Below are 23,697 nucleotides of genomic sequence, written 5' to 3'. Positions count from 1 at the left end.
CCGTGTCCCGCACCGCGGTCAGGGCAGGGTCCAGAACTGGGTCGTCACGAGGTAGAAGACAACGCCCCAGAACACGGTCACCGCGGCGACGATGCCGAGGCCGGCGAGGTTGGTCTTCGCCGCCGGTCTGTCCGGCGACGGCCGCAGCCACCGCTTGAGCAGCCGGTTCACGTAGTAGGGCATCGTGAGGAAGCTCATGATGAAGCTCGACAACAGGTTGCCCACAAGCAGCCCGAGCCAGAGCGGCATCTCCAGGGGCGACAGGGCGAGCGTCAGCAGCACCACGGTCGGGTACAGGCCGACCCAGACCGCGATGGCCGTCTTGGTCTCCGAGGGCGGCGGTGCCTCCTTGCCGTTCTCTTCGAAGGCGAACCAGCTGCCGAACGAGTTGTCGATCGTGCGCAGTTTGAAGTCGTTGAACTTCTCGCCTTCAGCGAGAAGTTCCTGCCGCTTGGGCGAGGTCAGCCAGGCATCGAGGTGCTCGGCGTTGTCGTAGCGGTACAGGGTGGTCCATTCGTCCTGAAGTCCCTCGATCGGACGGAACAGCTCGGTTCCGCGAAAGCCTTCGAATTTGCTCTCCTCCTCGCTCATGTGGTGCTGCCAGGCCAGAAAGTCGTCGACGTGGCTCGGGAGGACGCGATGGGTGACCACAACGGTCACCAGCGGATCCGTTGGCTGTGTGCCGCCGCTGACAACCTGCTGGGTTGCGGGGCCGTCAAAGAACCTGGTGCCCGCGTCGAGAAGGCGCTGCCTGGTTGCGCTGTTGATCCACGCCTGCAGATGAGCTATTGAGTCGAACCGGAAGACGACAACCCAGTCCGGTTGCACGGGCGTCGGCGCGGAGATCGAGGAACCGAGATACCCGGGGTAGTGGGCGGCAGCGGCGTTGAGGTCCTCCTGCCACGCTTCGTACTCCTGCTCCAGTCCGGGCACAACGCGCTGGCCGATGATTGCCGTTGCCGCGGATTCGTCGAGCTTTTCGGTCTTCATCTGCTCAGGCCGTCGTCGGTGCCGACTGCTTTTCGCCGAGCCGGCTGTAGATGCGTTCCGGGGTCAGGGGCAGCGCGCGGTAGCGGACGCCGGTGGCGTCGTGGAGCGCATTTGCCAGCGCGGGGGCCACCGGGTTGATGCAGCATTCCGCCATCCCCTTCGACCGCATGGGCCCAAAGGAGTCTGCCGAGTTCACCAGGAGCACGTCGGTGCGCGGGATGTCGGCGTAGGTGGGGATGCGGTAGTTGCGGAAGTTCGGGTTGACCATGACACCGTTTGCGTCGACATGGAAATTCTCGGTCAGTGTGAAGCCGATTCCCTGGGCGATTCCGCCTTCCACTTGTCCCCGGACCTGCGCCGGGTTGATGACCACGGCAGCGTCGGTCGCGTGGACGCTGTAAAGGATGCGGATCTCACCCGTCACCCGGTGGACGGCGACTCGGAACCCCTGCGTATTGGAGGTGACACTTCGGGGTGAGCCGTAGGCCTTGCGGGCGGCGGTGAATCGGATTCCGCGCGACCGGGCCAGTGCGACCAGCTCGGCCAACGGCACGCGCCGGTCGCCGCAGACGACGACCTCGTCGTCCATCGAGCACATCACGAGATGGACGCCTGTGTGCGCGGCAGCGAACTCCAGGATGCGGTCGCGCACCGCGTTGGCCGCTCGAAGTACCGCGTTGCCCGATACGAAGAGGCCGGCACTCGCAAAGGCTCCGGTGTCGAATCCCGTGCGGTCGGTGTCCGATTGCACCAGGCGAATCCGCGACGGTGTCGTGCCGAGCTGGTTGGCCGCGATCTGGACATGCGCGGTCGACGTACCCTCGCCGAATTCGACTGTCCCGACGGCCAACTCGTACACGAGGTCGTCGCCCAGCGTGACCCAGGCCTCCGAGATGTGTTCGGTCGGCGGCGCGGTCTCGTGCAACGAGCTCGCGACGCCGGTCCCGACGAGCCAACCGGGGCCTGGAGAGGGCTCATCGGCTGTACGGGTCATGGCGGCATCCACCAGATCGATGCACTTCGCGAGGCCGTCCTCGCTGAACATCACGTCGTCGGGGCCGTCATCCATGGCGACGAGCGGATCACCGGGTCGCACGATATTGCGCCGTCGCAGTTCGAGCGGATCGATGTGCAGGGCCAGTGCCAGTTCGTGCATCGCCGATTCCACGGCGTACGCCGGTTGTGTCATCCCGTAACCGCGCAGTGCCCCGCTGGGAACGGTGTTCGTATAGACGGAGTACGCGTCGTACTTCTTGTTGGGGCAGCGGTAGATCATGACGGCAGAGCCACCCGCGTACAGCGTTTCGCCTCCGTGGTTGCCGTAGGCGCCCGTGTTGGACACATTGCGGACCTGGAACGCCGTGAGCGTTCCGTCTGCCTTCGCGCCGAGCTTGACCGTCAACGTCATCGGATGCCGGGGCGAGGCGGTTGTGAACTCCTCTTCGCGGGTGTACTCGAAGCAGACGGGCCGCCCGGTGTCCAAAGTGGCGAGCGCGGCCAGATCCTCCGAGATCACTTCCTGTTTGCCGCCGAAGCCGCCGCCAACGCGCTTGCAGAACACGCGGAGCTGGTCCGGGCGCAGCGCGAACAGATGGGCAAGTTTGACCTTTGCGATCGACGGCGACTGCGAACTGGTGCGGACGTTCAGGCGACCGTTCTCCATCCAGGCAATCGAGCCGTGGGTCTCCAAATGCGCGTGCTGCACGCGCGGTGAGGAGTAGGTGCCTTCGTGGATCACGTCGGCCGCGGCGAACCCTGCGTCGACATCGCCGATGTGCGTATGGATCTCGAGCAGGATGTTGTGGACGGGGTCGAGAGCGAATGGATCGTCCGCGCCGTGCAGTTGTGGCGCGCCGTCGGCCATTGCCTCTTCGGGGTCGAATACTGCCGGCATTGTCTCGTACTCGACGACGACCTTTCGGCAGCCTTCTTCCGCGGCCCCGACCGTGTCGGCCAGTACCGCGACGACGCGTTGGCCGACGAAGCGGACCGTTTTGTCAAGAATGTAGGTGTCGTCCGGATCGACGAGATGGTCGGTGTGGATTGCCGTGGTAAAGCGCCTGCGCGGCACATCTTCCCAGGTGTAGACGCGGTGCACGCCGGGCACGGCGAGTGCTGCGGTCTTGTCGATCGAGACGATCCGGGCGTGCGCGTGTGGTGAGTGCAGCACCTTGAGGTGCAGCATGCCTTCCATGCGGGTGTCCATCGTGAACTCGGCGCGACCGGTCACCACGTCGTTGGCGGCCGGCGCACTGACGCTCGTCCCAACGGCCTTTCCCGGAGCGGCTGTCTCGACGCCGACGACGCCCTTCACGGCATCCTCGATGCCTCGATAGCCGGTGCAGCGGCAGAGGTTGCCCTTCAACGCCCGTGGCAGGTCCTCTTTCTGGGCCTCGGTGAGCGTTGCCGACGTCATGATCATTCCTGCGGTGCAGAAGCCGCATTGGAATCCCGGGGCGTCGCGGAACTGGCGCTGCATGGGATGGAGGTTGCCGGGTGAGCCCATGCCCTCGATCGTCGTCACCTCACGACCGTCGGCGCGGAAGGCAGGGGTGATGCAGCTGTGTATCGGATTGCCGTCCAGCCACACCGTGCAGGCGCCGCAATCGCCTGCGTCGCAGCCCTTTTTGACGCCGTAGTGGCCGAGTGAGCGGAGGAAGGTGCGCAGGCACTGGCCGGGGCCGGGTTCTTCGTCGAAGCTCTTGCCGTTCACGATGTATGTCATGCCAGGTCCCCAGCCATGAGTTCGCGACGAATGTCTTCGGCGAAGTGCCTTGTCAGATGGCGACGGTGGTCAGGCGTCCCGTTGGGATCGGCGAACCAGACGTCGGCGGGTACAACGTCGATGCTCTGCTGCAGAGTTCGGGCATCGGGCATGGTGTCGAAGGCAATGCGCACGGGCCGCGTCGTGCCGGCCGTGATGGTGAGCAGCAGGTCGCTCACTCCGGGCGTTTGAGTACCGATGAGGAACACCGTCGAACGGCCGAGGCGGGTCAGTGTGAAGCGGCGGTGCGCGGTGCGTTTCCGCAGGGCACGCGCCGGGATGTTGATGCGCCGCAGGATTTCCCCGGGCGCGAGAATGTTCTGGTTGTCGCCGGTCACGAAGTCGAGGGCATCGACGGTGCGCGCGGGCCCGTCAGGAGCCCACAGCTCGTACGTGGCCTCGAGTGCGACCGTCAGCGTGATCATTGGGCCGGCAGGCAAAGACATGCAGATATTGCCGCCGACGGTCGCCGAGTTCCAGACCTTGAACGAGGACAGGAACGCCTCGCAGCTCTTGGCGAAGAGGGGGCCCGCGGTCCAATCACCCGGCGGCGCATAGGCGTACAGGTCGCGGATGGTGCACGTGGCGCCGATCTCGAGGCCCGCGTCGCTCGGTACGAGAGGATCCCAACCGAGCGCTGTCAGGTCGATCAGGCGGCCCAGGCTCGGCTGCTCCACCGAAAACAGCCACGTTCCGCCTGCGAGCCAAGCGTCCCCTTCGCGCCAGTCCACACCTGGCCGATCGGACGGTCGCCGGACGACTTCGGTGATGGTGTTGAGGTCCATGGGGACTGATCTCCCTCACGACGACATTCGTGCGACGGCCCCCTACCGAGCTCGATCAACCAGAGCGTGGCACCGCTCGCGTATTCCGATTGCGGGCATGCGCGCTCGATAAACGCGACCTCGACAAACTCGGTCTCGATAAACGCGGTCTCGATAAACGCGTCGAATGGCGACGTCGACCACTCACGACGTGCACTGGGAGCGACACGACCTCGAGCCACGGAATCGAATTATGGCCGCTGCGGTCGATCTGCTCGAGGAAGGACCGGCGGACTCCGAGACTCCCGTCAAGCATACGCAGAGGGGGCCGACCTCGCCAAGTCAAGGCTTCGGCTGCCCTATGCCTCGAAGAACGCCAGGATGTCGGGATTGACGACATCCGGATGGGTCGCCAACATGCCGTGCGGAAGCCCTTCGTAGCTCTTCAGGGTGCCGTGCTTCAGGAGCTTGACCGACAATGGCGCGGAATCCGCGTACGGCACGATCTGATCGTCGGTGCCGTGGGCCACCAGCACCGGAACGTCGATCTTTTTGAGGTCGTCATTGAAATCTGTCTCGGAGAACGCCTTGATGCATTCGTAGTGGGCGTTGGCCGCACCCATCATTCCCTGCCGCCACCAGTTGTCGATCAGCCCTTGCGACACTTTGGCGTCGGGCCGGTTGAAGCCGTAGAACGGGCCTGACGGAAAGTCGATGTAGAACTGCGCGCGATTGGCGGCGACGGCGCTGCGCAGGCCGTCGAAGACTTCGATCGGCAGGCCGCCGGGATTGGTGTCCGACTTGACCATGATCGGCGGCACCGCGCCGGCGAGCACCGCCTTCGCAACCCGGCCCGGCTTGGCGCGCGCAACATAGCGCGCGACCTCGCCGCCGCCGGTGGAGTGCCCGACGTGGAAGGCCCCTTTGAGGTCGAGCGCGTCGGTCAGCGCCGCCACATCGGCGGCATAGGTGTCCATCTCATGACCGGTCGCTGTCTGGCTGGAGCGCCCGTGGCCACGTCGGTCGTGGGCGATCACCCGATATCCGTGCGCGAGGAAGAACAACATCTGGTTGTCCCAGTCATCGGCGCTGAGCGGCCAGCCATGGTGGAATACGACCGGCCGCCCGTCGCGCGGACCCCAATCCTTGTAGAAAATGGTCGTGCCGTCCTGCGTGGTGACCGTGCTCATAGCTGATCCTTCCCCGTGAATGGCTGAAGCGGCTGGGGCTGGCTGGGCGGTTTGGGCGCGCAGCAAGTTTTCTGGCCGCAGCAAATCAGGGAGGCCGGCGGGGACGGGGCCGCGTTATCGGCGGCACCGGGTCAGGAGGCTGCGGCCCGATCCATCGCCAGCCACGATACGCTCACGTCCGGCACGGCTCATCTCCTGGCGCCTATGGATCGGCGGCACGGCAAAGGCCCGAGAATCGCTTCTCAATCAACGGCAATTCTTGAATTCGGCCTCAAGCCGCACGGATTGAAGTGCCTAGGTGCGTGCGTGGGGTGCGTTGGAAAGTCAGGGAGTGGGGATGCCGCCGGGGCGGCGGGCCGGGCGGCCGAAGCGCACGGGCACTCCTGGCGAGTACAGCACGCTCACCGGATCACCGACCGGCTCGGGCAGTCCCGCCGCGGCCACCAGATCCTCGTTGCACTCGATGAGGTCGGCCCGGTGCAGCGGCCAGCGGGGGTGCGTGTTCGGCAGGTACATCGACCGGCCGAAGAAGGCGCTGTGCATGCCCCAGCGAGCGGTCAGGAAGTGCTCGAGCTCGGAGGGATCCTCCACACGCTCGCCGACCCGGATCGTGATCCGGCTGTGCGCGCCCCTCGGCCCGGGCCAGCGTCGCTTGCTGGTGTAGGTGACGGCGTCGCCGTCGTGGCGGACGGCCATGCGGGACCACAGGTACGGCAGCCGGAACGCGGCGCGTGCGACCGTCACCGGGATCAGACGGGAGGCGTCGAGCGAGCGGAAGACCACGCCACGCCGACCGTGTGCATCGACCGAGTAGAGGCGGACGTTGGTCTCGGGGAAGGTGCCGAGATAGGGAACGCCGGGAAGGCTGAACCATCCGACGCGGTGCATGCGGAACGCGACGAGACCGACGTACGTCACCCCGTCCAGCGTGTCGGGAACGGTCCCGGCGGGCAGGAGCGGCGCCACGTCGGCCGGGTCGGCAGCCCAGTGGAGAAAGGCGAGGTCCAGCCAGGACTGGGTGAGCAGAGGGCTGGGCGTGCTGTGTGGAGGGTCGGCCGTTATGGGCTCCGGTTCCGGGCCCGGTTGCCGGGCGGTAGGTGTGAGCGACACCGACCCAGGATCCCAGGCCCCTCCGCGGGCCCCGGAACCGCCCCCCATATGTCGGCCCGTACATGGAGGGGCGGGCCGGCTCAGCCTGTTGTCCGCCGCCCGGCATGTGGATGGTCGTTCCTGATCCCGATCATCGGGCGAAGCGGTCGAGGAGCGCCTGCAGGTAGTCCTCCAGGCGGCCGGTCAGTACCTCCGCGGTCAGGTCGCTGCGTCCCAACTCCCGCCACGGGACCGCGACCTTCTCCGCATCCGGCGCGAAGGCGAGGGCATCCAGCACACGCCAGTACAGATGTGCCGCCGGATCTTCGCTCAACGTGCCCCCTGCGGCGAGGTAGTGACCGGCCAGCCGCATGCCCGCCTCGGCGCCGTGCAACAGCGCCAACGCCGAGGAACAGTGCGCCACATCCAGATCCGCCGGCCCCCACGACGTCTCCACCCAGTCCACAACGCCTGTGATCGCGAGCCCTGCACCCTGCCCGGTGAAGAGCACATTGCCGGGATGGAAGTCCCGATGCAGGAAGCAGCCCCGATACTCGGGCGGCTCGCGGCGAATGACGTCCACAGCCTGCTGCCACACCTCGGGCCGGCTGGTGTCCTCGGGCAGCCGTATCAGTTCGGGAGACGTCCAGGCCTGATAGCTGCGCGGCCGGTGCCGTTCGGGGACAGGCAGCCGGTGAATGGCGACCAACTGGCGGGCCAGCAGCTCGGCCCGCAACTCGGCTTCGTCGTCGCTCAGTCGCAGGCTGCCAGGAAGATGCGACATCAAAAGGGACGGGTGATCACAGTGCTTCGCCGTCGCGTCGACGCCTCGGAGCCGCGCCGCGGGTACATCAGTGTCTGCCAGCAACCGCAGGATGTCCGCCTCGCGGGAGAGCAGCCCTTCGGCATGCCGAACGAAGAACGGCTTGACGAACGACCTCAGAACGAGCCGGTGCGGGTCCTGGCCTCCGCCGATGAACAACTGCCGCATCTCGGAAGTCCATCCGCCGCGCAACCGCTCAACGGCTTCGATGCGGCCGTCCTCACCGAGGCACTTCTCCACCCACTCGCGTGTGCCGGACCAGCCTCGGTCATCAATGCCCGGCCGGCGGGAAGCCGCATCCTCGTCCGCGATCATGCGGACAACCTAACGTTCGCCCGGTCGGTCCGTGGCCGACAGGGGACGTACAACGCCGATGCCGTCGGCGGAGGCCGCGGCTCAGTCCTCGTCCCGCTTGTTCCGCAGCAGAGCGGCCGCCTCGGCCGCCTGCTCGGTGACGTGGGCGGCCGCGCGGGCGGCTCGTCCGGTCAGCCGCCAGGCGAGCATCCGCACGGCGGTGGCCGGGGCCGGTGGGAAGACGCCGAGCTGGCCCAGCATGGTGATGTCGTCGCGTACCGCCTCGTGCCCGATCACCTGGCCGTCGCGCAGGCGGAGGACATGGATCTGTTCGAAGTCGATCTCGCGTCCGGTAGGCGGTATCGCCTGGTCGAGGGCGCCGTCGCGGAAGCGGACGAACGGGCCGGTGTGCCGGGCCTGCATGCGCAGCCGCACCCAGACCTGGTCGTCGTTGTGAGCGGTGCCGAGGACGGGGAAGCGCAGGTCGCTGAAGGCGGACCGCATCCAGGCGCCGGAGGCGAGGACGCCTGCTGGTCCCGGGGTCTTGCAGGCCGGCGGTGACACGACTGCTTCGCGGTTGTGGAAGTCCTCGTGCACCACGTCGGCGGCCAGTGCCGGATCGCCCGTCTCAAGGATCCGGAAGAGCCCGTGGGCCAGCTTCGTCGCGTCCATTCCCATTGCGTCCATGCCTCTCACCGAATGCGGGATCTGCGCTGTGACGTCGGTCGGCCCGATGGGCAGGGGCAGCCCGTGACGGGACCGTCCGTCGACCGGTTATTGAGGTTATAAGCCGCCTATTGAATAGGCAAACAGCGTGATCACAGTGGTTAGGATGGCGTCATGCCCTCCAAGCGCGCCTATGTCTCCCCTCTCCGCGAGCAGGCCGCCGCACAGACGCAGGCGCGGATCCTCCAGCAGGCCACCGCACTCTTCGCCGACCGCGGCTACGGGCGGGTGACCGTCACGGACATCGCGTCGGCGGCCGGCGTCGCGTCGAAGACCGTCTTCGCGAGTATCGGGAGCAAGAGCGACATCCTGAACCGGATCGTCGACCAGGGCGTGGTCGCCTCCGGCTACGAGCAGGCCATGCAGGATCTGTTCGCCCTGCGGACACCGGAGGAGGTCCTGGAAGCGCTGGCTCGCGGTACGCGGAGGGGCAACGAGGGGCAGTTCACGGTGCACGAGGCGATCCGCAAGGCGCTGCCCGTCCACGAGAACGGCGAGGCGCTGTGGGAGCGCGCAACTGCCGCCTACCGGGACGCACTTCACGCCGCCGCCCGCCACCTGCACACCCTGACACCGCCGCCCACCTGCTCGGTGGAGGAGACGGCCGACCTGCTGTGGTTCTGGTTCGGCCCCACCGGCTGGCGCACTCTGGTGGTCGAGAACGGCTGGTCGTGGGATCGCGCCGAAGGCTTTCTCCACCGCACGGCCGTCGCAACTCTGTGCTGACCTCGATCGTCAAGTCCGCAGCACGCAGGGCGAAAGGGCAACGCCCCGCCGTCCAGCCGGCGCACCATCACCGGCCCGTCGTCACGTACGCAGGGCATGTGGGGACGAACCTCGGGTAGCCGCTCAGGACACCGGACGACTTGCTGGAGGCGACCATCGTGCGGACGGGATCCCACGACACCGCGGAAAAAGGTGCGAGCGCCCGGGTCCCTGCCCGAGCGGTGCCCATGACGCCGTTCTTCAGAGGCGTGGCCATGCTGCTGGCCTTCGTGGCAACGGTGGCCTTCAGCCTGGTTCTCGCCCGGCTGACGCTGGAACCGTCCGCGGCGTCGGAGCCGTTGACCCACAGCAACTTGCGCCCAGGGGACTCGATCAGGGACTACCTGTCCCAACCCGCGTTGCGCGACACCGTGAAACAGCTTGGTGGGAATGTCCTGTTGGGCGTTCCCTTCGGCCTGCTGCTGCCGGTCCTGGTGCCGCGAGCCCGCGGGCTGCTGCGCGTGGTGGCGGTGACGGCGCTCGTGATGACGTTGGTCGAGCTGGTACAAGGCGCCGTGATCACGGGTCGTGCCTTCGACATCGACGACGTCATTCTGAACACGGCCGGTGCGTTGCTGGGGTATCTCGTGCTGGGCCGTCGCCTTGGACGCGCCGTTCACCCGAGGCGACGACACTGGTGGCACCGCTGGACCGGGACCGAGCCGAGCCGCTGACCCGAGCCGCTGACCGTCGTCGCTTCGCGTGGAGGCTGTTCGTCCGCTGCGAACGAAAGGCGAAATGAAAGGCGAAATGAAAAAGGGCAAGGAGAGCACTCGCTCCTTGCCACTCTTAACTTATAGCGCACTGGGGGGCTTGCGGCAAGGCCCGGGTCGTGCCGCAGAATCTCCGGCCTAGGCCACAACCTGGGGAAACGGGAGTCGCAGAGTGCGTGTGTTGTTGTCGACGTATGGGTCGCGCGGGGACGTCGAACCGATGGTGGGACTCGCGGTGCGGTTGCGGGAGTTCGGCGCTCAGGTGCGCGTGTGCGCGCCGCCGGACGAGGAGTTCGCGGAACTGCTGGCCGGTGTCGGCGTGCCGCTGGTGCCGTTCGGCCGCTCGGTGCGCTCGCTGGTGACCGGGTTCGTCACGCCGGTTCAGAAGCCTTGCTGTGCGCAATGGCTGCAAGCGGCCTCAGAATCGGAGCTCTTGAAGTGAACCCCCTGACCACCAGCGCGTTTGACCTTCCCGACCATCTGACTCCCAAGGCCGACCCGACGCTGATCGCCGGCGATGAGCAGCACTTCGCGGCTATCGCGGAGTGCCTCGAGCAGTCGATCGCCGAGCTGGACGACCGTCTCGATGCCGAGCGCAAGGCGCCCGGCGGCGTTGGCCGGCAGGCGATGGACCGTGACGCGGAGATCCACCGGCTGACCGCTCGCCTGCGCGCACTGCGTCGCTTCGGTCTGGACCTGTGCCTCGGACGCATGGTCGGCGCAGACGACACCGAGCCCGTGTACGTGGGACGACTTGGTCTTACGGACAGCACGGGTCGTCGACTGCTGGTCGACTGGCGTTCTCCCGCGGCTGAGCCCTTCTTCGGAGCCACCCACGGCAACCCGATGGGTCTGGCAAGCCGCCGCAGGTATCGCTGGACCGGCGGCCGGATCAGCGACTACTGGGACGAGGTGTTCACCTCGGACGGGATTGCCGGGCACGCCGCGCTCGACGACCAGTCCGCCTTCATCGCCAGCCTGGGCAGCAACCGGTCGCCGCGGATGCGAGACGTGCTCGGCACCATCCAGGCCGACCAGGACGCCATCATCCGCGCGGGATCCCGCGGTGCTCTCGTCGTCGACGGCGGACCGGGTACGGGCAAGACCGTCGTCGCTCTGCACCGCTCCGCCTACCTCCTCTACTCCGACCCCCGTCTCGGTCACCGCAGGGGCGGCGTGCTGTTCGTCGGCCCGCACCGGCCCTACCTGGCCTACGTCGCCGACGTCCTCCCCAGCCTGGGAGAGGAGGGCGTGCAGACCTGCATCCTGCGGGATCTCGTCGACGAGGGAGCCGCGGCCGCGGTCGAGGCCGACCCGGACGTGGCCCTCCTGAAGTCGTCCGCGAACCTGGTGAAGGCGATCGAGCCGGCCGTCAGGTTCTACGAGGAGCCGCCCACCAAGGGGATGACGGTCGAGACCCACTGGTCCGACATCTGGCTGAGCGCCGACGACTGGGCCGCGGCGTTCGAAGCAGCACCCGGTACTCCGCACAACGAGGCGCGCGACCAGGTCTGGGAGGAGCTGCTCACGATCCTGGTGGACAAGCACGACGGCGACGCCCCGGACGACCTGCTCCGCAAGTCGCTGCGGCAGAACAGGGAACTGCTCACGGCCTTCAACCGCGCGTGGCCGCTGCTCGAAGCGGCCGACCTCGTCGGAGACCTGTGGTCGGTACCGGCCTATCTGCGGAAGTGTGCTCCCTGGCTCAGCCGCGATGACGTGTCGAAGCTGCAGCGCGCGGACGCCCAGGCCTGGACGGTGTCCGACCTGCCGCTCCTGGACGTGGCCCGGCAGCGGCTCGGCGACCCGGAGGCGGCACGGCGCAAGCGTCGGCACGAAGCCGCCGTCGCTGCCGAACGGGCGCGCAGGTCCGACGTCATCGACGTCCTGCTGCGGGACACCGAGATCGACGAGAGCCAAGGCGCGGTGGGGATGCTGCGCGGACGGGACCTGCAGGACACCCTGGTCGACGAGACCGCATCGCTCAGCACCGAACCGGACCTGCTCGCAGGCCCGTTCGCGCACATCGTCGTGGACGAGGCTCAGGAACTGACCGACGCAGAGTGGCAGATGTTGCTGCTCCGGTGCCCGTCCCGGAGCTTCACCATCGTCGGGGACCGTGCCCAGGCCAGGCACGGGTTCACGGAGTCGTGGCAGGAACGGCTCGAGCGGATCGGGCTCGACCGGATCAACATGGCCTCCCTGAGCATCAACTACCGGACGCCGGAAGAAATCATGGCGGAAGCCGAGCCGGTCATCCGGGCCGCGCTCCCGGACGCCAACGTGCCGACCTCCATCCGCAGCGGCGACGTCCCCGTCGTACACGGATCCGCCTCGGATCTGACCTCGATCCTCGACGCCTGGCTCGCCGCACATGCCGACGGGATCGCCTGCGTCATCGGCGATCCCGCGTTCCGGCCCACGTCGCGCGTCCGGTCGCTGACCCCGGAGCTGTCGAAGGGGCTCGAGTTCGATCTGGTCGTACTCATCGACCCAGAGGCGTTCGGCACGGGCATCGAGGGAGCGGTCGACCGCTATGTCGCGATGACCCGAGCGACCCAGCAACTCGTCATCCTCACGAGCTCCTGACGTCGGCCGTACGAACGCCTCGGAAGGCCTGCCCTCATGGCGCGGGGGATCCGACGTGGCACGCGAGGGTTGGCCCGCGGTGGCAGGTGCCGTAGTGCCCGCCTAGAGTGAAAGTGCGCTTCCCGTCAGGTCCTCCACGCCGGTCGGCCGACGCAATCTGCACCCAGGCCGGTGCGGAACGCCCGGGGGAACTGCGAAGGGGTGTGGCCATGGCCGGACTCTCCCAGCAGCCGGTTTCCCAGCCGGTGCTGTCCCCGCTGACGGCCGCGGCGATCTTCCTGGTGGTGACGGTCGATCCCGGCGGGGAACCGACCGCACGGAAGCTGCTGTCCGACGTGAGCGGACTGCAGCGGGCGGTCGGTTTCCAGGCCCCGAACGGGGTCCTGAGCTGTGTCACGGGGATCGGATCACAGGTCTGGGGGCGCCTGTTCGCCGGGCCGCGCCCGGCCGAGTTGCACCCGTTCCGTGAGCTGGCCGGAGCCCGGCACCGCGCTGTATCGACACCCGGTGACCTGCTCTTTCACATCCGGGCCGCCCACCTGGACCTGTGCTTCGGGCTGGCCGCCGAGATCATGGAACGCCTGGGCGGTGCCGTCACGGTGTGCGACGAGGTGCACGGGTTCAAGTACTTCGACGTGCGTGACCTGCTCGGTTTCGTCGACGGTACGGAGAACCCGGTGGGACAGGCGGCGAGTTCGGCGGTCCTGATCGGCGACGAGGACCCGCAGTTCGCGGGAGGAAGCTATGTGATGGTGCAGAAGTACCTCCACGATCTGAAGGCGTGGAACGCCCTTCCGGTGGAGGCGCAGGAGATGGTGGTCGGCCGGAGAAAGCTGTCCGACATCGAACTGGACGACGAGACCAAGCCGGCCGACTCTCATGTCGCCCTGACCACGGTCGTCGACCCCGATGGGACGAAACGCGAGATCCTGCGCGACAACATGCCGTTCGGCAGAGTCGGGCAGGGCGAGTTCGGCACGTACTTCATCGGATACGCCCGGACCCCGGCGGTGACGGAGACGATGCTGGAGCGCATGTTCCTGGGCGACCCGCCGGCGTCTCATGACCGGATCCTGGACTTCTCCACCGCGGTCACCGGATCGCTGTTCTACGTGCCGACCACTGATTTCCTCGACAACCTTCCCGATCCGCCCGGTGCGGACACGGAGTCCGAAACTGACACGGCACCCGATGTCCACGCTCGGACTCCGGACGATTCGCTGGGGATCGGCGACATGAAGGCGAGCACCGCCGATGAACAACCTGCACCGTGATCTGGCGCCCATCTCCTCTGTTGCCTGGGACGACTTGGAGGAAGAGGCGCGACGCACATTCAAGCGCCATGTGGCAGCCCGTCGTATCGTCGACGTTCCCGAGCCCGGCGGCTTCGAACTGTCCGCGGTGGGCACCGGGCATCTGGAATCCGTGGATGCTCCGGCCGAGGGAGTCATCGCCCGCACGCGCCGTTCGCAGCCGGTCGTGGAGCTGCGCGTTCCGTTCACCGTCGACCGTCAGGCGGTCGACGACGTCGCACGCGGAGCCAAGGACGCCGACTGGCAGCCGGTGAAGGACGCTGCCCGCCGGTTCGCGTTCGCCGAGGACCGCACGGTGTTCGAAGGCTATGCCGCCGCGGGCATCGCGGGCCTTCGCGAGACCTCGTCGAACCAGCCCCTGACCCTGCCTGCTGAGGTACGCGACTATCCGGATGCCATCAGCCAGGCGGTAACAGCACTGCGGCTGGCGGGTGTCGGCGGCGCGTACACGCTGGCGCTCAGCGCCGAGGCGTACACCGCCGTCAGCGAGACCTCCGACCACGGCTACCCGATTATCAAGCACCTGGCCCGGCTCCTGGACGGCGACATCGTCTGGGCTCCTGCCATCGACGGCGCCTTTCTGCTGTCCACGCGGGGCGGCGACTTCGAACTGCGCATCGGCCAGGACGTATCCATCGGCTACCTGTCGCACGACGACAGCAACATACGGCTGTACTTCCAGGAGACGCTGACGTTCCTCGTGTACACGAGTGAGGCCGTGGTGACCCTGACCGCGCCGTCCGCAGCGTGATGACCGGACGTCACCGCTGACTGTGGTGGCGGCGGGCTCCACGATCGTGCGCGCTCGCGGGGAGTGCGCACCAGCGGCTCATGACCCGTCTGCCGCGACGATGCTCCACTGGCCGACCTCGCGATACTCGGAGTCGTAGATGGCAGAACCAGCACCGGGCTTGAGTTCGACATGCTGGAGGTTCCCGCCCCAGTACCGCAGAATCCGGCCCAATTCGCGGACGGCTTCCCCGTCAAATGCCGTGTCACCCATGTCGACTTCCAGAACGAACTTCACTGCACGCCTCCACTGTCACCGGTTCGTGGCCGCCATCCTTTCATCGAGCCGCCGACTGTGACTCGGCACAGCAGCAAGATCACCGAACGCCTCCGGAACCAGGAGCGGCGGTCTACCGTGTCCTGGTGCGGATGGGCCCGCCGCGCCCGCCCGTTGCAGATCGACGCTGGGAGGAACCGCCGACATGTACCCGCTGATGGACATCACCTTCGACGGCCTCCGCATGCGCACACTGACCGCACCGGACGCAGAACTCGTGGTGGAAGCCACGCGCAACGAGACGGGCCCGGCCTTCTGGGGTCCCCGCCCCGTAGGCCCCTACTCGCTGCGCGACGCGCAGACTGCACTTCAGGAGTGGGACCACACGTCGGCGTCGCAGGTCTCCTACGGGGTGCTGGACGGTCCACGGCTCATCGCCGTGCTGGGCCTCATGTCGAGTGGTCCGGCGGTCGCGGAACTCGCCTACTGGGTCCGCCCCGAATCCCGCCGCCGCGGCGTCGCACTGCGCAGCGCTCGCGCGATCACGCAATGGGCGCACCAGGAAGCCGGCCTTCAACGGGTCTGGCTGGAGATCAATCCGGACAACGGAGCGTCCCTGCGACTGGCGGAACGAGCCGACTACCGCTTCGACGAACGCCTGCCAAACCACTGCCGCTCCTGGGCAGTTGACGATCCTGACCTGGACGAGTGGCACGACTGCCTGATCTGGGTGCACGACGCCGACTGACCCGTGACCGACCGGAAGGCCCTAGAGCTGCTGGGGCGGTGCGGGCTCGGGGAATTCGTCCTCCGGGTAGTCCTCGGCGATCTCCCGTACGTCCTCGTCGGCGGATACGAGGACGGTTCTGCGCCACCGCCCCAGCAGCGCCGGGTCGTTGACATCCTCAAGAAGGAACGCCAGGCCGCGCATCGCGAAGACGTCGGTCGTCCGCTCGGTGTCGCGCAGCGTCGCGGTCACCAGCGGGACCAGCTCCGCGTGGAGACTGCCGGATCTGCTCAGCGTGCGGAGGACTCCTCTGGCGAGGATGTCCGGTTTGCCGATGCCCAGTGAGCAGGCGTACAGCTCCGGGATCAGCGCTCGCACCAGCTCCGGTTGCTCCTCGCCGATCTCCCCGAGCAGGCCCAAGGCAGAGAGCGAGTACTTTCTCAGAGCCTTCCGCAACACCGGCAGCAGGTCGATTCCGAACAGCTCTCTCTCCGCATCCGCGTATCGCTGCTCCGCTTCGGCCAGCTCACACTTGGCCTGGTAGAGATCGTCCCCGGCCTGTACGTAGCTGTTCCAGATCGTGTCCGAGTCGCGTTCGTCGCTCTTCCCGAACCAGCCCATTGCGCCGCCCCCCGGAGACCCTGACCGCCTGAAGCTCCCCACCGGTTACTGCGACTTCACCGGTCTCGTACGCCAGACGAGCGGGCAGCCACGGAAGTTGTGCCGTCCGGCGCGGGCAAGGCGCGCCTGATCGCTCGTACGGTGCGAGCCGGGCGTGCGGGATGCCATACGTCGCGATCGGCGAAGGGCCAGGCATACGTCGGACTGCCATCGCGAATGCACTGAAGGAGCGCCGGCTTGTCCAGCTCCTGGGCCGACCATTCGTAAAGCTGCTGCAGCCGGGGCGCGATGATGCCGTAGTCCAGCATCTGGCCGAGGTTGTGCTCGGCGGCGACGTAGGCAGCGACCTCGTCGCCGAGCGGATAGCGGTCGGGAAGGACCCTCGAAAGGGACAGGAAGATCCCGGTCATCCCGAGTCGGGGATCACCGAGAAGCGGTCCCAGAGGGGCGAGACGCCCGAGCGCCAGGCGCGGCGCAGTGACCATGGCATGGGCGTAGAGAACGCGGAGCAGCACCACATTCAGGAAGAAGCGCTCTGGACGACTCTCCTCGCCCGCCAAGTCGCGATGGTCGAGGTAGGCAGAGACGATGCTCGCGTTGTGCGCCCGGTACCAGGTGCGGGCCGTCGGATCAGAGACGAACGACATCCACAGCTCGACCGCGTGCGACGACGGCGGCCCTCCCAGACCGCCGCTCAGGGCGACGACCTCACAACCGTCGCGCAGCAGCCGCTCGTTGACGGCACGCCACCACGGGCTGCCCGGCGGCGTCGCGTTCTGCGGCGCCAGCACACCGCGGCTGAGCTGCCAGCGCATGAACGACAGAGCCGCCCGGCGAAAAGGCAGGTGCCGAGGCGCCTGTCCGACCGGGCCGTTGTACGTCCGGCTGATCAACTCGAGCCGGGCCGCCGGATCGTCCCGCACGGCCTCGACCTGACTGATCGCCCTCGCAGCGGCGGAGAACCCGGAACCCACACCCCTATCGTCAGACAACGCGTCCAAGCTGTCCAGCACGAGCAGTTCTTGAGCTTGTCGCCCGACATCCGGTACCGAACGCGGCTCGAGCCCCGGCATGTTTGGCAGCCTTGAAAGGCCAGGTCACAGGCCGTCTCAGGAGTGGAGACGGCCTGGACCTCGTGCGCCGCCGGATGATCAAATAGGGGATGGCATCGTTCTGGACCGGCAAACGGATACGCCTGCGCGGCATCGAGCCCGACGACTGGAGCGCGTTCATGCGCCTCGCCGTTGACGAGGAGCGGTTGGGAGACCTGCTGCACCCGCCCCGTTCCGCCGAGGGCTACCGTGCCTGGGCGAAGGAACAGGCCGCCGTCAGGTCCGACGACGACTGCTTCCAGCTGGCAGTCGAAGCCACCGACACGGGAGAAATAGTCGGTGCGGTCGGCTCGCACCACACTGACCCACGCTCGGGCTGGTTCGAGTACGGCGTCACGATCGGCGCTGATCACCGGCGCAAAGGCTACGCGGCGGAAGCCGCGGTAATGCTGCTGCGCTTCATGTTCGCCGAACGGCGCTATCACAAGTGCGAAGCGAGGATCTTCGCGCACAACGAGGCATCACTTGCACTTCAACACCGGCTCGGCTTCACCGAGGAGGGGCGCCTCCGCGATCATGTGTTCCTCGCCGGTCGGCACCACGATCTCGTCATGATGGGCATGCTGGCCGACGAATTCGCGCAACTGCACTCGTTGAACGAACCGTGTGCTGGACATCCAGCGGTTGCTCCGTGACTACATGCTGAGTCGAGCCGCGGCCCGTCCTCCACTGAGCGCGGACGACGGGCCGGTGACTTCCCCAGGGGCGCGGTCAGCCCTGGCGGGCCTTGAAGCGCGGGTCCTTCTTGTTGATGACGAAGGTTGTGCCCCGCAGGCGGACCACCTGGGCGCCAGGCTTGGACTTCAGAGAGCGCAGAGACTTGCGCACCTTCATGGTTGTTCCCTCCTGTTCATGGCCGGTCCCTCCTGCTGGGTCGGACGCTGCTCGGCGGCTGCTCGGCGACTCAGCGGCGGTTCAGCGGCGTGTCGAGGCCGAGGCCGCCCGGCCGTAGCGGCGCTCGAAGCGCTCCACGCGGCCCGCGGTGTCCTGTATGCGCGAGCTCCCGGTGTAGAGCGGGTGGCTCGCCGAGGAGATCTCGACGTCGATCAGCGGGTAGGTGTTGCCGTCCTCCCACTCGACCGTCGTGGTCGAGTCGGCGGTCGAACGCGTCAGGAACGCGACGTCAGCGGCGCGGTCGCGGAAGACGACCTGGCGGGAGACGGGGTGGATACGAGGCTTCATGCAGTGTCCTTCCTTGCGGCCACCCGCCTGGTGGTGGATGGCCAGGGTCAGCGTTCCTCCCGGAACGGGACGTGCTCCCCGGCTACCGGGTCGTACTTGCGCAGTACGAGCCTGTCGGGGTTGTTCATCCGGTTCTTGCGCGTCACATAGCTGTGGCCGGTGCCGGCCGATGACCTGAGCGTGACGACCGGGCGCGCAGTGTTACGTGCCATGAGTCCTCCTTCCACCCGGCATCCGTGGGCTTGACCCGCGCATGCCAGCATCGTGGGGTTCAACAGCAGACCGGACCGTCGCATTCCCGGCCGAAACGGAGAGGCAGGCGCCGACCGCGAGCACCACCACGCAGGCGGTGCCGCGCCGCAGGTTCGTGGAACTCACGATCTTGTCCGGACACCGCTGTGGCAGCATGACGCGGGTGCTGCACATAGAGATCAACGGCCGGCCCGCAGGTGTTGAGGATGTGCACCGTGCGGCGACGTGGAACTACGGTCACTTCACCTCGCTGCAAGTGCGCGACGGGGCGGTTCGCGGTCTGGAACTGCACCTGAGGCGGCTGGAGGGAGCTTCCCGCGCGCTCTTCGGCGAAGGGGTCGAGAGCGACGGGGCCAGGATCCGGGAGCTCATTCGGCATGCGCTCGGCGACGTACACGCCGCATCGGTCCGGGTGACGGTCGTCCCGCGGGTCGGGGCGCCGTCGGCGACGGACGTCATGGTGTCGGTCTCCGACCCGGTCCCCGAAGCGCCGCGGCCGGCTCTACGGGTCCGCACGGTGACGTACGAGCGCGAGCTGCCGCACCTCAAGCACGTCGCGACGATGGGGCTCACGTACCACCGGCTCCAGGCGCAGGAGGCGGGATTCGACGACGTCCTGTTCGTGGGGCGGGACGGGTTCCTGCGCGAGGGCTCGGTGTGGAACGTCGCGTTCTGGGACGGGGAACAGGTGGTGTGGCCCGAGGCCGACGTGCTGCCCGGCATCACCATGCAAGTGCTGCGAACGGCACTGACGGGAATCGGTGTGCCGTGGTCGGCCCGCCGTCTGACAGCGGACGACCTCCCGATGCTGCGGGCTGCGGCGGCGACCAACTCCCACTGTCCCAGCCAGCCGCTGGCGAGTATCGACACGGTGGACTTTCCCGCGGACGGCGGTGCGCTGGCCGACGTTCTCAACTCTGCCTGGGCCGAGGTTTCCTGGGACCCTGTCTGATCCGGCCGGGTGCAAGCCCGTCGCGGCCGTCGTCGTCGGCGATGCGGTCCTTGGACGCTCGAGGTCTCGCCGGGCGAAAGTGGCGTGTGGTGGAGGCGGCGGGTGATGCTGGGGCCGATGTCGCGGATGCGGCGCTTGTTTGGCTCACCCGGGAGATGAGTCCGGGCGGCAGTGTGCAGGGGGAGAGGGCGGCGGGGGCGTGGAGTTGCTGGGCGGGTCGGATCCCGGGGCTGTTGGCGGCTATCCGTTGTTGGCGCGGCTCGGTGAAGGCGGCATGGGGCTCGTCTATCTGTCCCGAACGGTGTCGGGGCGTCCGCTGGCGTTGAAGACGGTGCGTTCCGAGCTCGGGCGGGAGCCGGGTTTCGAGGAGCGGTTCGCTCGTGAGATCCGTAACAGCGACCGGGTGCGCTCCCCTTGGACTGTCGCGGTGGTGGACTACAGCCCTGTGGGGCAGTGGCCGCAGTGGCTTGCCACGGAGTACGTGGCCGCGCCTTCGCTGGCGGAATGGGTGCAACAACACGGCAGGCTGCCGGAGCCGGCTGTGATGGCTCTGGCCGCCGAGCTGTGCGGGGCCCTGAACGCGGTGCATGGGGCGAGGCTCGCGCACCGGGATGTCAAGCCGTCGAACGTGCTGTTGGGCCGTCGTAGTCCGCTGCTCATCGACTTCGGGATCGCGCGCGCCGTCGAGGACTCGCGCCACACACGGACCGGCGGCGTGATCGGTTCTCCCGGTTACCTGTCGCCGGAGCAGGCGAGCGCCGGGGGATCGGGTGAGCCGGGCGATGTCTTCTCCTTGGCTGCGGTGCTGGTGTACGCGGCGACCGGGCTCAACCCCTTCTCCCGACCGGGAGAGGAGGTCTCGGCTCCGGTGTTGCTGTACCGCATCGTGCACGAGGAGCCGGTGCTCGACGGTGTTCCGGCGGCGCTCGTCCCGCTGCTACGGAATTGCCTGGCCAAGAACCCGCAGCAACGACCCTCGGCCCATGCCTTCGGCGCGCTGCTGGAGCGCCTGGGAGGCCGGACGGGTAAGTGGCCGCAACTGCTGCCGGAGGCGTTGGAGAGCGATCTCGCCGTTCGGGAGGCGCAGGCGCACGCGCTGGTCTCCGCTCCGCCGCAGCGGCAGCCGCCGCCGGTGGCGCCTGTGTCGCGTGACACTCAGTACGGCCCGGCTTCTGACGGCACGCCAGCCGCAGGCACGCCGGCCGCAGACACGCTCGCCTCAGGCTTCCTTCGGCGGCGATTGTCGGGCCGTACCGCCTGGGCAGTCACGGTGGTCGCCGCGGCACTGATCGCGACGGCGGCCACACTGCTCCTGCGGCATCTGCCGGGCGATGACGCCGCCGGCGCGAAGCCTTCACCGTCACCCACCGTGGCTTCGCTGCCGGCGTCCTGGACGGGCACATGGGTCGGCACCGGCCCGGGCACCCCGTCCGCCGACGGCATCACCCAGGCCCGGACCGGCCGTTTCGCCGTCACTTTGACCCTTCACTCGGCACTGCGGGGCGAGTTGGCGGGCAAACAGGTCAGCAAGGTGACCGAGGTGGGAACCGGTCGTGAGCTGGGCTGCACCGAGGCCCTGCAGCTGCGGGAGGTACGAGCGACATCCATGGTCTTCGAGGCGGTCACCAGCCACCCCACAGACCAGTCGACCGCGGTCTCCTGCCCCAAGGGCAATGTCTACGTCGTCACGATGACAGGCCCCGACACCCTGGGCCTGGGCGACGAAGGTGCTCAGTCGGCCGGCGCGCCATCCACGCTCACCCGGCGCTGACGGACCCGGCCGCCGACCGGCCCGTCACTGGTGGTCAGCGCTTGACGCCGGGGACCGTTCTGACGGCTGGCCGACGTTGCGCTCGACGAACGGACGGTCGGTTCTGTCGAGTTCGACGACCATGACCGCCCAGTCCCACGAGCGGACCATGGTTGCCGACCCGGCGGGCAGGTCAGTGCCCCGGGACCACCAGGTGAGCCCGTTTCTGTGGGTGGCTCGTGGCCAGATAGTGCTCCTCGGCCAGCCGCCAGCGCGACTCCCAGTCGAGCGGTCCGTGGTCGTGGCCGCGCTCGCGGAGCCGGCGCAGGGATTCCTCGCGCGGGGTGTCAACGTAGACCACCAGGTCGTAGTAGTCGGCGAGTTCGGGGCGAGCGGTGTACACGCCCTCGACAACGACGATCCCGGAGCGGGCGAGGGCGTGTGTCTCGTTCGGTGCCAGGTCGCCGGTCTCCCAGTCGTAGCGCCGGTAGGCGGTGTTGTGGCCGGCGGCAAGCGGGGCCAGCACCTCGTCGCGCAGGCGCTGCCAGTCGAAGTAGCGCTGGTAGCCCTCCGCGGGGCTCAGGAGGGCACGCTCCTCGGCGGCCATCGGGCGATAGAAGTCGTCGCCATGCACGACCGCGGCTCCGCGCAGCTCGGCAAGTGCCGCGGCCAGCGTCGACTTGCCGGAACCGCCCATGCCGTCGACGGCGACCAGCGCGAACCCCTCGTGGCTACGGCCGTCGACCGCAGCCACGACCTGTCCGGCACCGGTGGAGATCATCGTCATGGCGGCATTCTGTCCGGGGCGACCCCTGCGAGAGAAGTGCGCCGGTGGCTGGGAGGCGTACGGGGGACTGGCTGTACGTTCCGACCTGATGGTTCGAACAACTCGCCGTTGCCTGGAACCCGGTGGCCATGGATCAGCGGAGGTGCCGGTCGAAGAAGGCCATCGTCCTGTCCATCGAGGCCGGCCATTGTGGCCCGAATGCGTGCCCTTCGCCGGCGTACTTCAGGAGCTCGACGTCCTTGCCCGCGACCTTGAACGCGGCGGTCGTCTGCTCCGACCAGGAGATGGGACACGTGTCGTCGGCAGTCCCGTGGTGGATCAGCAGGGGTTCGGTCACCCGGTCGACGTAGGTGATGGGTGCGGCTTCCTTCCAGAAGGCCGGGTTCGCCTCGGGTGTTCCGTGCTTCGCCTTGATCTTGGCGACGACAGGGTCGTCGTCGCTGCGCTGGAAGTGGTCGAAGTTCTCGGCCGGACGTGAGCTCACTGGTGCGAATACCACGGCAGCGTCGACCAGGCCGGGTGCCACGACCAGGGTGTTGTACACGACGCCGCCGCCCATCGACCGTCCGAGCAGGCCGATTCGGTCGCCGTCGATTTCCGGACGACCGGACGCGCGCAGGGCCAGAACCGCGCCGATGGTGTCCTCGGTGTACCCGAGGCGGAGATTGACGTCGTTGTCGGGGTCGTCGTCGGAGCGGGCGTGGTTGCGGTAGTCGGTGTGCAGGACCACGTAGCCGTTGCGGGCCAGGAGGTCCTGTTCCCGCATCAGGCCGCGGCCGGTGGTGTAGACGGCCGGGTCGATGTATCCGTGCGCCAGAACCAGCGCCGGGAACGGACCCTCTCCTTCGGGGACGTTCATGATTCCCGAGATCGTCAATCCGTTGGCCTCGTACGTGATCGCGTAGCGGGTGTAGGCACTGTTCCGATCGAGCACGGCGCCGAGCCGGAGGTCGGAGCCCTGATGCGCACGCTTGATCAGGCCCGGGATCGACACCGGGTTGGCCGACGTCGGGGTCAGGGCGGGCGTCGCGCTGGGGTCCTTGCTCTGCGTCGGGGTCGGGGCCGGAGTCGGCGCGTGGGTGCGCGCAGCTTCGCCGTCGTCGCCTCCTGTGCAGCCGCCCGTGGCCACCAGCACTAGCACCAGGCCGGCGGCGGCACAGGCCATGCCCCGCAACTGCATACGGCCCAGTATCCCCTGATCCGCAGCGGTTGATGGCACCCTCTACCGCTCCGAACATCCACTCCATCGGCCGTTTGGGACTCGCCGACACACCTTCCGTACTGTGCT

At 67.8% G+C, this 23,697-nt stretch carries 24 protein-coding genes and 1 pseudogene; 10 read left to right on the top strand and 15 right to left on the bottom strand.

The window, feature by feature from the left end; all coding sequences use genetic code 11:
- Positions 1-18 precede the first annotated feature (18 nt).
- The 7 genes from ACH4YL_RS13610 to ACH4YL_RS13580 form a co-directional block, all read right to left on the bottom strand.
- The gene (locus ACH4YL_RS13610) at positions 19-990 is read right to left on the bottom strand and encodes an antibiotic biosynthesis monooxygenase (protein WP_398507467.1); all 972 of its coding nucleotides are present in this window, start codon (positions 988-990) and stop codon (positions 19-21) included.
- 4 nt (positions 991-994) lie between these two features.
- On the bottom strand, positions 995-3,715 hold the full coding sequence (locus ACH4YL_RS13605; RefSeq protein ID WP_398507466.1) for a molybdopterin-dependent oxidoreductase: 2,721 nt from the start codon (positions 3,713-3,715) through the stop codon (positions 995-997).
- Positions 3,712-4,539 (bottom strand): FAD binding domain-containing protein, encoded by an 828-nt coding sequence (locus ACH4YL_RS13600; protein WP_398507465.1) that lies wholly within the window; start codon positions 4,537-4,539, stop codon positions 3,712-3,714. Before ACH4YL_RS13600 ends, ACH4YL_RS13605 begins: the two co-directional genes overlap by 4 nt.
- A gap of 338 nt (positions 4,540-4,877) precedes the next feature.
- Complete coding sequence (locus ACH4YL_RS13595; RefSeq protein WP_398507464.1) at positions 4,878-5,708, bottom strand: alpha/beta fold hydrolase; 831 nt, start codon at positions 5,706-5,708, stop codon at positions 4,878-4,880.
- A 324-nt stretch (positions 5,709-6,032) separates the two neighbouring features.
- Positions 6,033-6,818, bottom strand: a complete 786-nt coding sequence (locus tag ACH4YL_RS13590; RefSeq protein WP_398507463.1) for a YqjF family protein — start codon at positions 6,816-6,818, stop codon at positions 6,033-6,035.
- A gap of 130 nt (positions 6,819-6,948) precedes the next feature.
- Positions 6,949-7,935, bottom strand: coding sequence for a phosphotransferase family protein (locus ACH4YL_RS13585; protein ID WP_398507462.1), 987 nt, complete (start codon positions 7,933-7,935; stop codon positions 6,949-6,951).
- A gap of 81 nt (positions 7,936-8,016) precedes the next feature.
- Entirely contained in the window at positions 8,017-8,601 is a 585-nt protein-coding gene (locus tag ACH4YL_RS13580; protein ID WP_398507461.1) for an ester cyclase, read from the bottom strand.
- Positions 8,602-8,754: 153 nt separating this feature from the next.
- Between ACH4YL_RS13580 and ACH4YL_RS13575 the strand changes: the two genes are divergently transcribed.
- From ACH4YL_RS13575 to ACH4YL_RS13550, 6 genes and pseudogenes are all read left to right on the top strand, one after another.
- A complete protein-coding gene (locus ACH4YL_RS13575; protein ID WP_398507460.1) occupies positions 8,755-9,366 on the top strand; it encodes a TetR/AcrR family transcriptional regulator in 612 nt (203 codons plus the stop codon).
- Between the two features lie 227 nt (positions 9,367-9,593).
- Positions 9,594-10,079 carry a VanZ family protein gene (locus ACH4YL_RS13570; protein WP_398507870.1) on the top strand — a complete coding sequence of 162 codons (486 nt, stop codon included), beginning with the start codon at positions 9,594-9,596 and terminating at the stop codon, positions 10,077-10,079.
- Between the two features lie 211 nt (positions 10,080-10,290).
- A pseudogene (locus ACH4YL_RS13565) lies at positions 10,291-10,497 on the top strand (glycosyltransferase); the annotation flags it as partial.
- 59 nt (positions 10,498-10,556) lie between these two features.
- A complete protein-coding gene (helR, locus tag ACH4YL_RS13560; RefSeq protein WP_398507459.1) occupies positions 10,557-12,707 on the top strand; it encodes an RNA polymerase recycling motor ATPase HelR in 2,151 nt (716 codons plus the stop codon).
- A gap of 209 nt (positions 12,708-12,916) precedes the next feature.
- Positions 12,917-13,981 (top strand): Dyp-type peroxidase, encoded by a 1,065-nt coding sequence (locus tag ACH4YL_RS13555; RefSeq protein ID WP_398507458.1) that lies wholly within the window; start codon positions 12,917-12,919, stop codon positions 13,979-13,981.
- The gene (locus ACH4YL_RS13550) at positions 13,962-14,771 is read left to right on the top strand and encodes a family 1 encapsulin nanocompartment shell protein (RefSeq protein WP_398507457.1); all 810 of its coding nucleotides are present in this window, start codon (positions 13,962-13,964) and stop codon (positions 14,769-14,771) included. Before ACH4YL_RS13555 ends, ACH4YL_RS13550 begins: the two co-directional genes overlap by 20 nt.
- Positions 14,772-14,849: 78 nt before the next feature.
- On the opposite strand, the gene ACH4YL_RS13545 is transcribed toward ACH4YL_RS13550, so the two are convergent.
- Complete coding sequence (locus ACH4YL_RS13545) at positions 14,850-15,047, bottom strand: hypothetical protein (RefSeq protein ID WP_398507456.1); 198 nt, start codon at positions 15,045-15,047, stop codon at positions 14,850-14,852.
- A gap of 184 nt (positions 15,048-15,231) precedes the next feature.
- Here ACH4YL_RS13545 and ACH4YL_RS13540 point away from each other — a divergent pair, with 184 nt between their 5' ends.
- Positions 15,232-15,774 (top strand): GNAT family N-acetyltransferase, encoded by a 543-nt coding sequence (locus ACH4YL_RS13540; protein WP_398507455.1) that lies wholly within the window; start codon positions 15,232-15,234, stop codon positions 15,772-15,774.
- A 21-nt stretch (positions 15,775-15,795) separates the two neighbouring features.
- Here the strand turns inward: ACH4YL_RS13540 and ACH4YL_RS13535 are convergent, their stop codons facing one another.
- Positions 15,796-16,374, bottom strand: a complete 579-nt coding sequence (locus ACH4YL_RS13535) for a hypothetical protein (RefSeq protein WP_398507454.1) — start codon at positions 16,372-16,374, stop codon at positions 15,796-15,798.
- A gap of 56 nt (positions 16,375-16,430) precedes the next feature.
- Complete coding sequence (locus ACH4YL_RS13530) at positions 16,431-17,447, bottom strand: hypothetical protein (protein ID WP_398507453.1); 1,017 nt, start codon at positions 17,445-17,447, stop codon at positions 16,431-16,433.
- 89 nt (positions 17,448-17,536) lie between these two features.
- Between ACH4YL_RS13530 and ACH4YL_RS13525 the strand changes: the two genes are divergently transcribed.
- Positions 17,537-18,121 carry a GNAT family N-acetyltransferase gene (locus tag ACH4YL_RS13525; RefSeq protein WP_398507452.1) on the top strand — a complete coding sequence of 195 codons (585 nt, stop codon included), beginning with the start codon at positions 17,537-17,539 and terminating at the stop codon, positions 18,119-18,121.
- Positions 18,122-18,197: 76 nt separating this feature from the next.
- Here ACH4YL_RS13525 and ACH4YL_RS13520 read toward each other — a convergent pair whose 3' ends face one another.
- The 3 genes from ACH4YL_RS13520 to rpmG form a co-directional block, all read right to left on the bottom strand.
- Positions 18,198-18,320 (bottom strand): ribosomal protein bL36, encoded by a 123-nt coding sequence (locus ACH4YL_RS13520; RefSeq protein WP_398507451.1) that lies wholly within the window; start codon positions 18,318-18,320, stop codon positions 18,198-18,200.
- A gap of 81 nt (positions 18,321-18,401) precedes the next feature.
- Positions 18,402-18,668: a type B 50S ribosomal protein L31 gene (locus tag ACH4YL_RS13515; protein ID WP_398507450.1), complete on the bottom strand. Its 267-nt coding sequence runs from the start codon at positions 18,666-18,668 to the stop codon at positions 18,402-18,404.
- Positions 18,669-18,715: 47 nt separating this feature from the next.
- Positions 18,716-18,880 (bottom strand): 50S ribosomal protein L33, encoded by a 165-nt coding sequence (gene rpmG / locus ACH4YL_RS13510; RefSeq protein WP_398507449.1) that lies wholly within the window; start codon positions 18,878-18,880, stop codon positions 18,716-18,718.
- A 194-nt stretch (positions 18,881-19,074) separates the two neighbouring features.
- On the opposite strand from rpmG, the gene ACH4YL_RS13505 reads away from it, so the two are divergent.
- Both ACH4YL_RS13505 and ACH4YL_RS13500 read left to right on the top strand, forming a co-directional pair.
- On the top strand, positions 19,075-19,872 hold the full coding sequence (locus ACH4YL_RS13505; protein ID WP_398507448.1) for an aminotransferase class IV: 798 nt from the start codon (positions 19,075-19,077) through the stop codon (positions 19,870-19,872).
- Between the two features lie 199 nt (positions 19,873-20,071).
- On the top strand, positions 20,072-21,643 hold the full coding sequence (locus tag ACH4YL_RS13500; RefSeq protein ID WP_398507447.1) for a serine/threonine-protein kinase: 1,572 nt from the start codon (positions 20,072-20,074) through the stop codon (positions 21,641-21,643).
- Positions 21,644-21,815: 172 nt separating this feature from the next.
- Here the strand turns inward: ACH4YL_RS13500 and ACH4YL_RS13495 are convergent, their stop codons facing one another.
- Complete coding sequence (locus ACH4YL_RS13495; protein ID WP_398507446.1) at positions 21,816-22,409, bottom strand: uridine kinase; 594 nt, start codon at positions 22,407-22,409, stop codon at positions 21,816-21,818.
- Positions 22,410-22,542: 133 nt separating this feature from the next.
- Positions 22,543-23,589 (bottom strand): alpha/beta hydrolase family protein, encoded by a 1,047-nt coding sequence (locus tag ACH4YL_RS13490; RefSeq protein WP_398507445.1) that lies wholly within the window; start codon positions 23,587-23,589, stop codon positions 22,543-22,545.
- Positions 23,590-23,697 lie beyond the last annotated feature (108 nt).

Source organism: Streptomyces sp. NPDC020681 (assembly GCF_044334895.1).
Lineage (GTDB): Bacteria > Actinomycetota > Actinomycetes > Streptomycetales > Streptomycetaceae > Streptomyces.
This window is presented reverse-complemented; position numbering and strand designations above follow the sequence as displayed.

What these genes read in the sequence shown, in the direction of transcription:
- ACH4YL_RS13610 (WP_398507467.1), bottom strand. Translation starts at nt 990, where the DNA reads ATGAAGACCGAAAAGCTCGACGAATCCGCGGCAACGGCAATCATCGGC.
- ACH4YL_RS13595 (WP_398507464.1), bottom strand. Translation starts at nt 5,708, where the DNA reads ATGAGCACGGTCACCACGCAGGACGGCACGACCATTTTCTACAAGGAT.
- ACH4YL_RS13585 (WP_398507462.1), bottom strand. Translation starts at nt 7,935, where the DNA reads ATGATCGCGGACGAGGATGCGGCTTCCCGCCGGCCGGGCATTGATGAC.
- rpmG (WP_398507449.1), bottom strand. Translation starts at nt 18,880, where the DNA reads ATGGCACGTAACACTGCGCGCCCGGTCGTCACGCTCAGGTCATCGGCC.
- ACH4YL_RS13520 (WP_398507451.1), bottom strand. Translation starts at nt 18,320, where the DNA reads ATGAAGGTGCGCAAGTCTCTGCGCTCTCTGAAGTCCAAGCCTGGCGCC.
- ACH4YL_RS13605 (WP_398507466.1), bottom strand. Translation starts at nt 3,715, where the DNA reads ATGACATACATCGTGAACGGCAAGAGCTTCGACGAAGAACCCGGCCCC.
- ACH4YL_RS13530 (WP_398507453.1), bottom strand. Translation starts at nt 17,447, where the DNA reads ATGCCGGGGCTCGAGCCGCGTTCGGTACCGGATGTCGGGCGACAAGCT.
- ACH4YL_RS13575 (WP_398507460.1), top strand. Translation starts at nt 8,755, where the DNA reads ATGCCCTCCAAGCGCGCCTATGTCTCCCCTCTCCGCGAGCAGGCCGCC.
- ACH4YL_RS13540 (WP_398507455.1), top strand. Translation starts at nt 15,232, where the DNA reads ATGTACCCGCTGATGGACATCACCTTCGACGGCCTCCGCATGCGCACA.
- ACH4YL_RS13515 (WP_398507450.1), bottom strand. Translation starts at nt 18,668, where the DNA reads ATGAAGCCTCGTATCCACCCCGTCTCCCGCCAGGTCGTCTTCCGCGAC.
- ACH4YL_RS13570 (WP_398507870.1), top strand. Translation starts at nt 9,594, where the DNA reads ATGACGCCGTTCTTCAGAGGCGTGGCCATGCTGCTGGCCTTCGTGGCA.
- ACH4YL_RS13550 (WP_398507457.1), top strand. Translation starts at nt 13,962, where the DNA reads ATGAACAACCTGCACCGTGATCTGGCGCCCATCTCCTCTGTTGCCTGG.
- ACH4YL_RS13490 (WP_398507445.1), bottom strand. Translation starts at nt 23,589, where the DNA reads ATGCAGTTGCGGGGCATGGCCTGTGCCGCCGCCGGCCTGGTGCTAGTG.
- ACH4YL_RS13535 (WP_398507454.1), bottom strand. Translation starts at nt 16,374, where the DNA reads ATGGGCTGGTTCGGGAAGAGCGACGAACGCGACTCGGACACGATCTGG.
- ACH4YL_RS13600 (WP_398507465.1), bottom strand. Translation starts at nt 4,539, where the DNA reads ATGGACCTCAACACCATCACCGAAGTCGTCCGGCGACCGTCCGATCGG.
- ACH4YL_RS13505 (WP_398507448.1), top strand. Translation starts at nt 19,075, where the DNA reads ATGACGCGGGTGCTGCACATAGAGATCAACGGCCGGCCCGCAGGTGTT.
- ACH4YL_RS13555 (WP_398507458.1), top strand. Translation starts at nt 12,917, where the DNA reads ATGGCCGGACTCTCCCAGCAGCCGGTTTCCCAGCCGGTGCTGTCCCCG.
- ACH4YL_RS13525 (WP_398507452.1), top strand. Translation starts at nt 17,537, where the DNA reads ATGGCATCGTTCTGGACCGGCAAACGGATACGCCTGCGCGGCATCGAG.
- ACH4YL_RS13495 (WP_398507446.1), bottom strand. Translation starts at nt 22,409, where the DNA reads ATGACGATGATCTCCACCGGTGCCGGACAGGTCGTGGCTGCGGTCGAC.
- ACH4YL_RS13580 (WP_398507461.1), bottom strand. Translation starts at nt 8,601, where the DNA reads ATGGACGCAATGGGAATGGACGCGACGAAGCTGGCCCACGGGCTCTTC.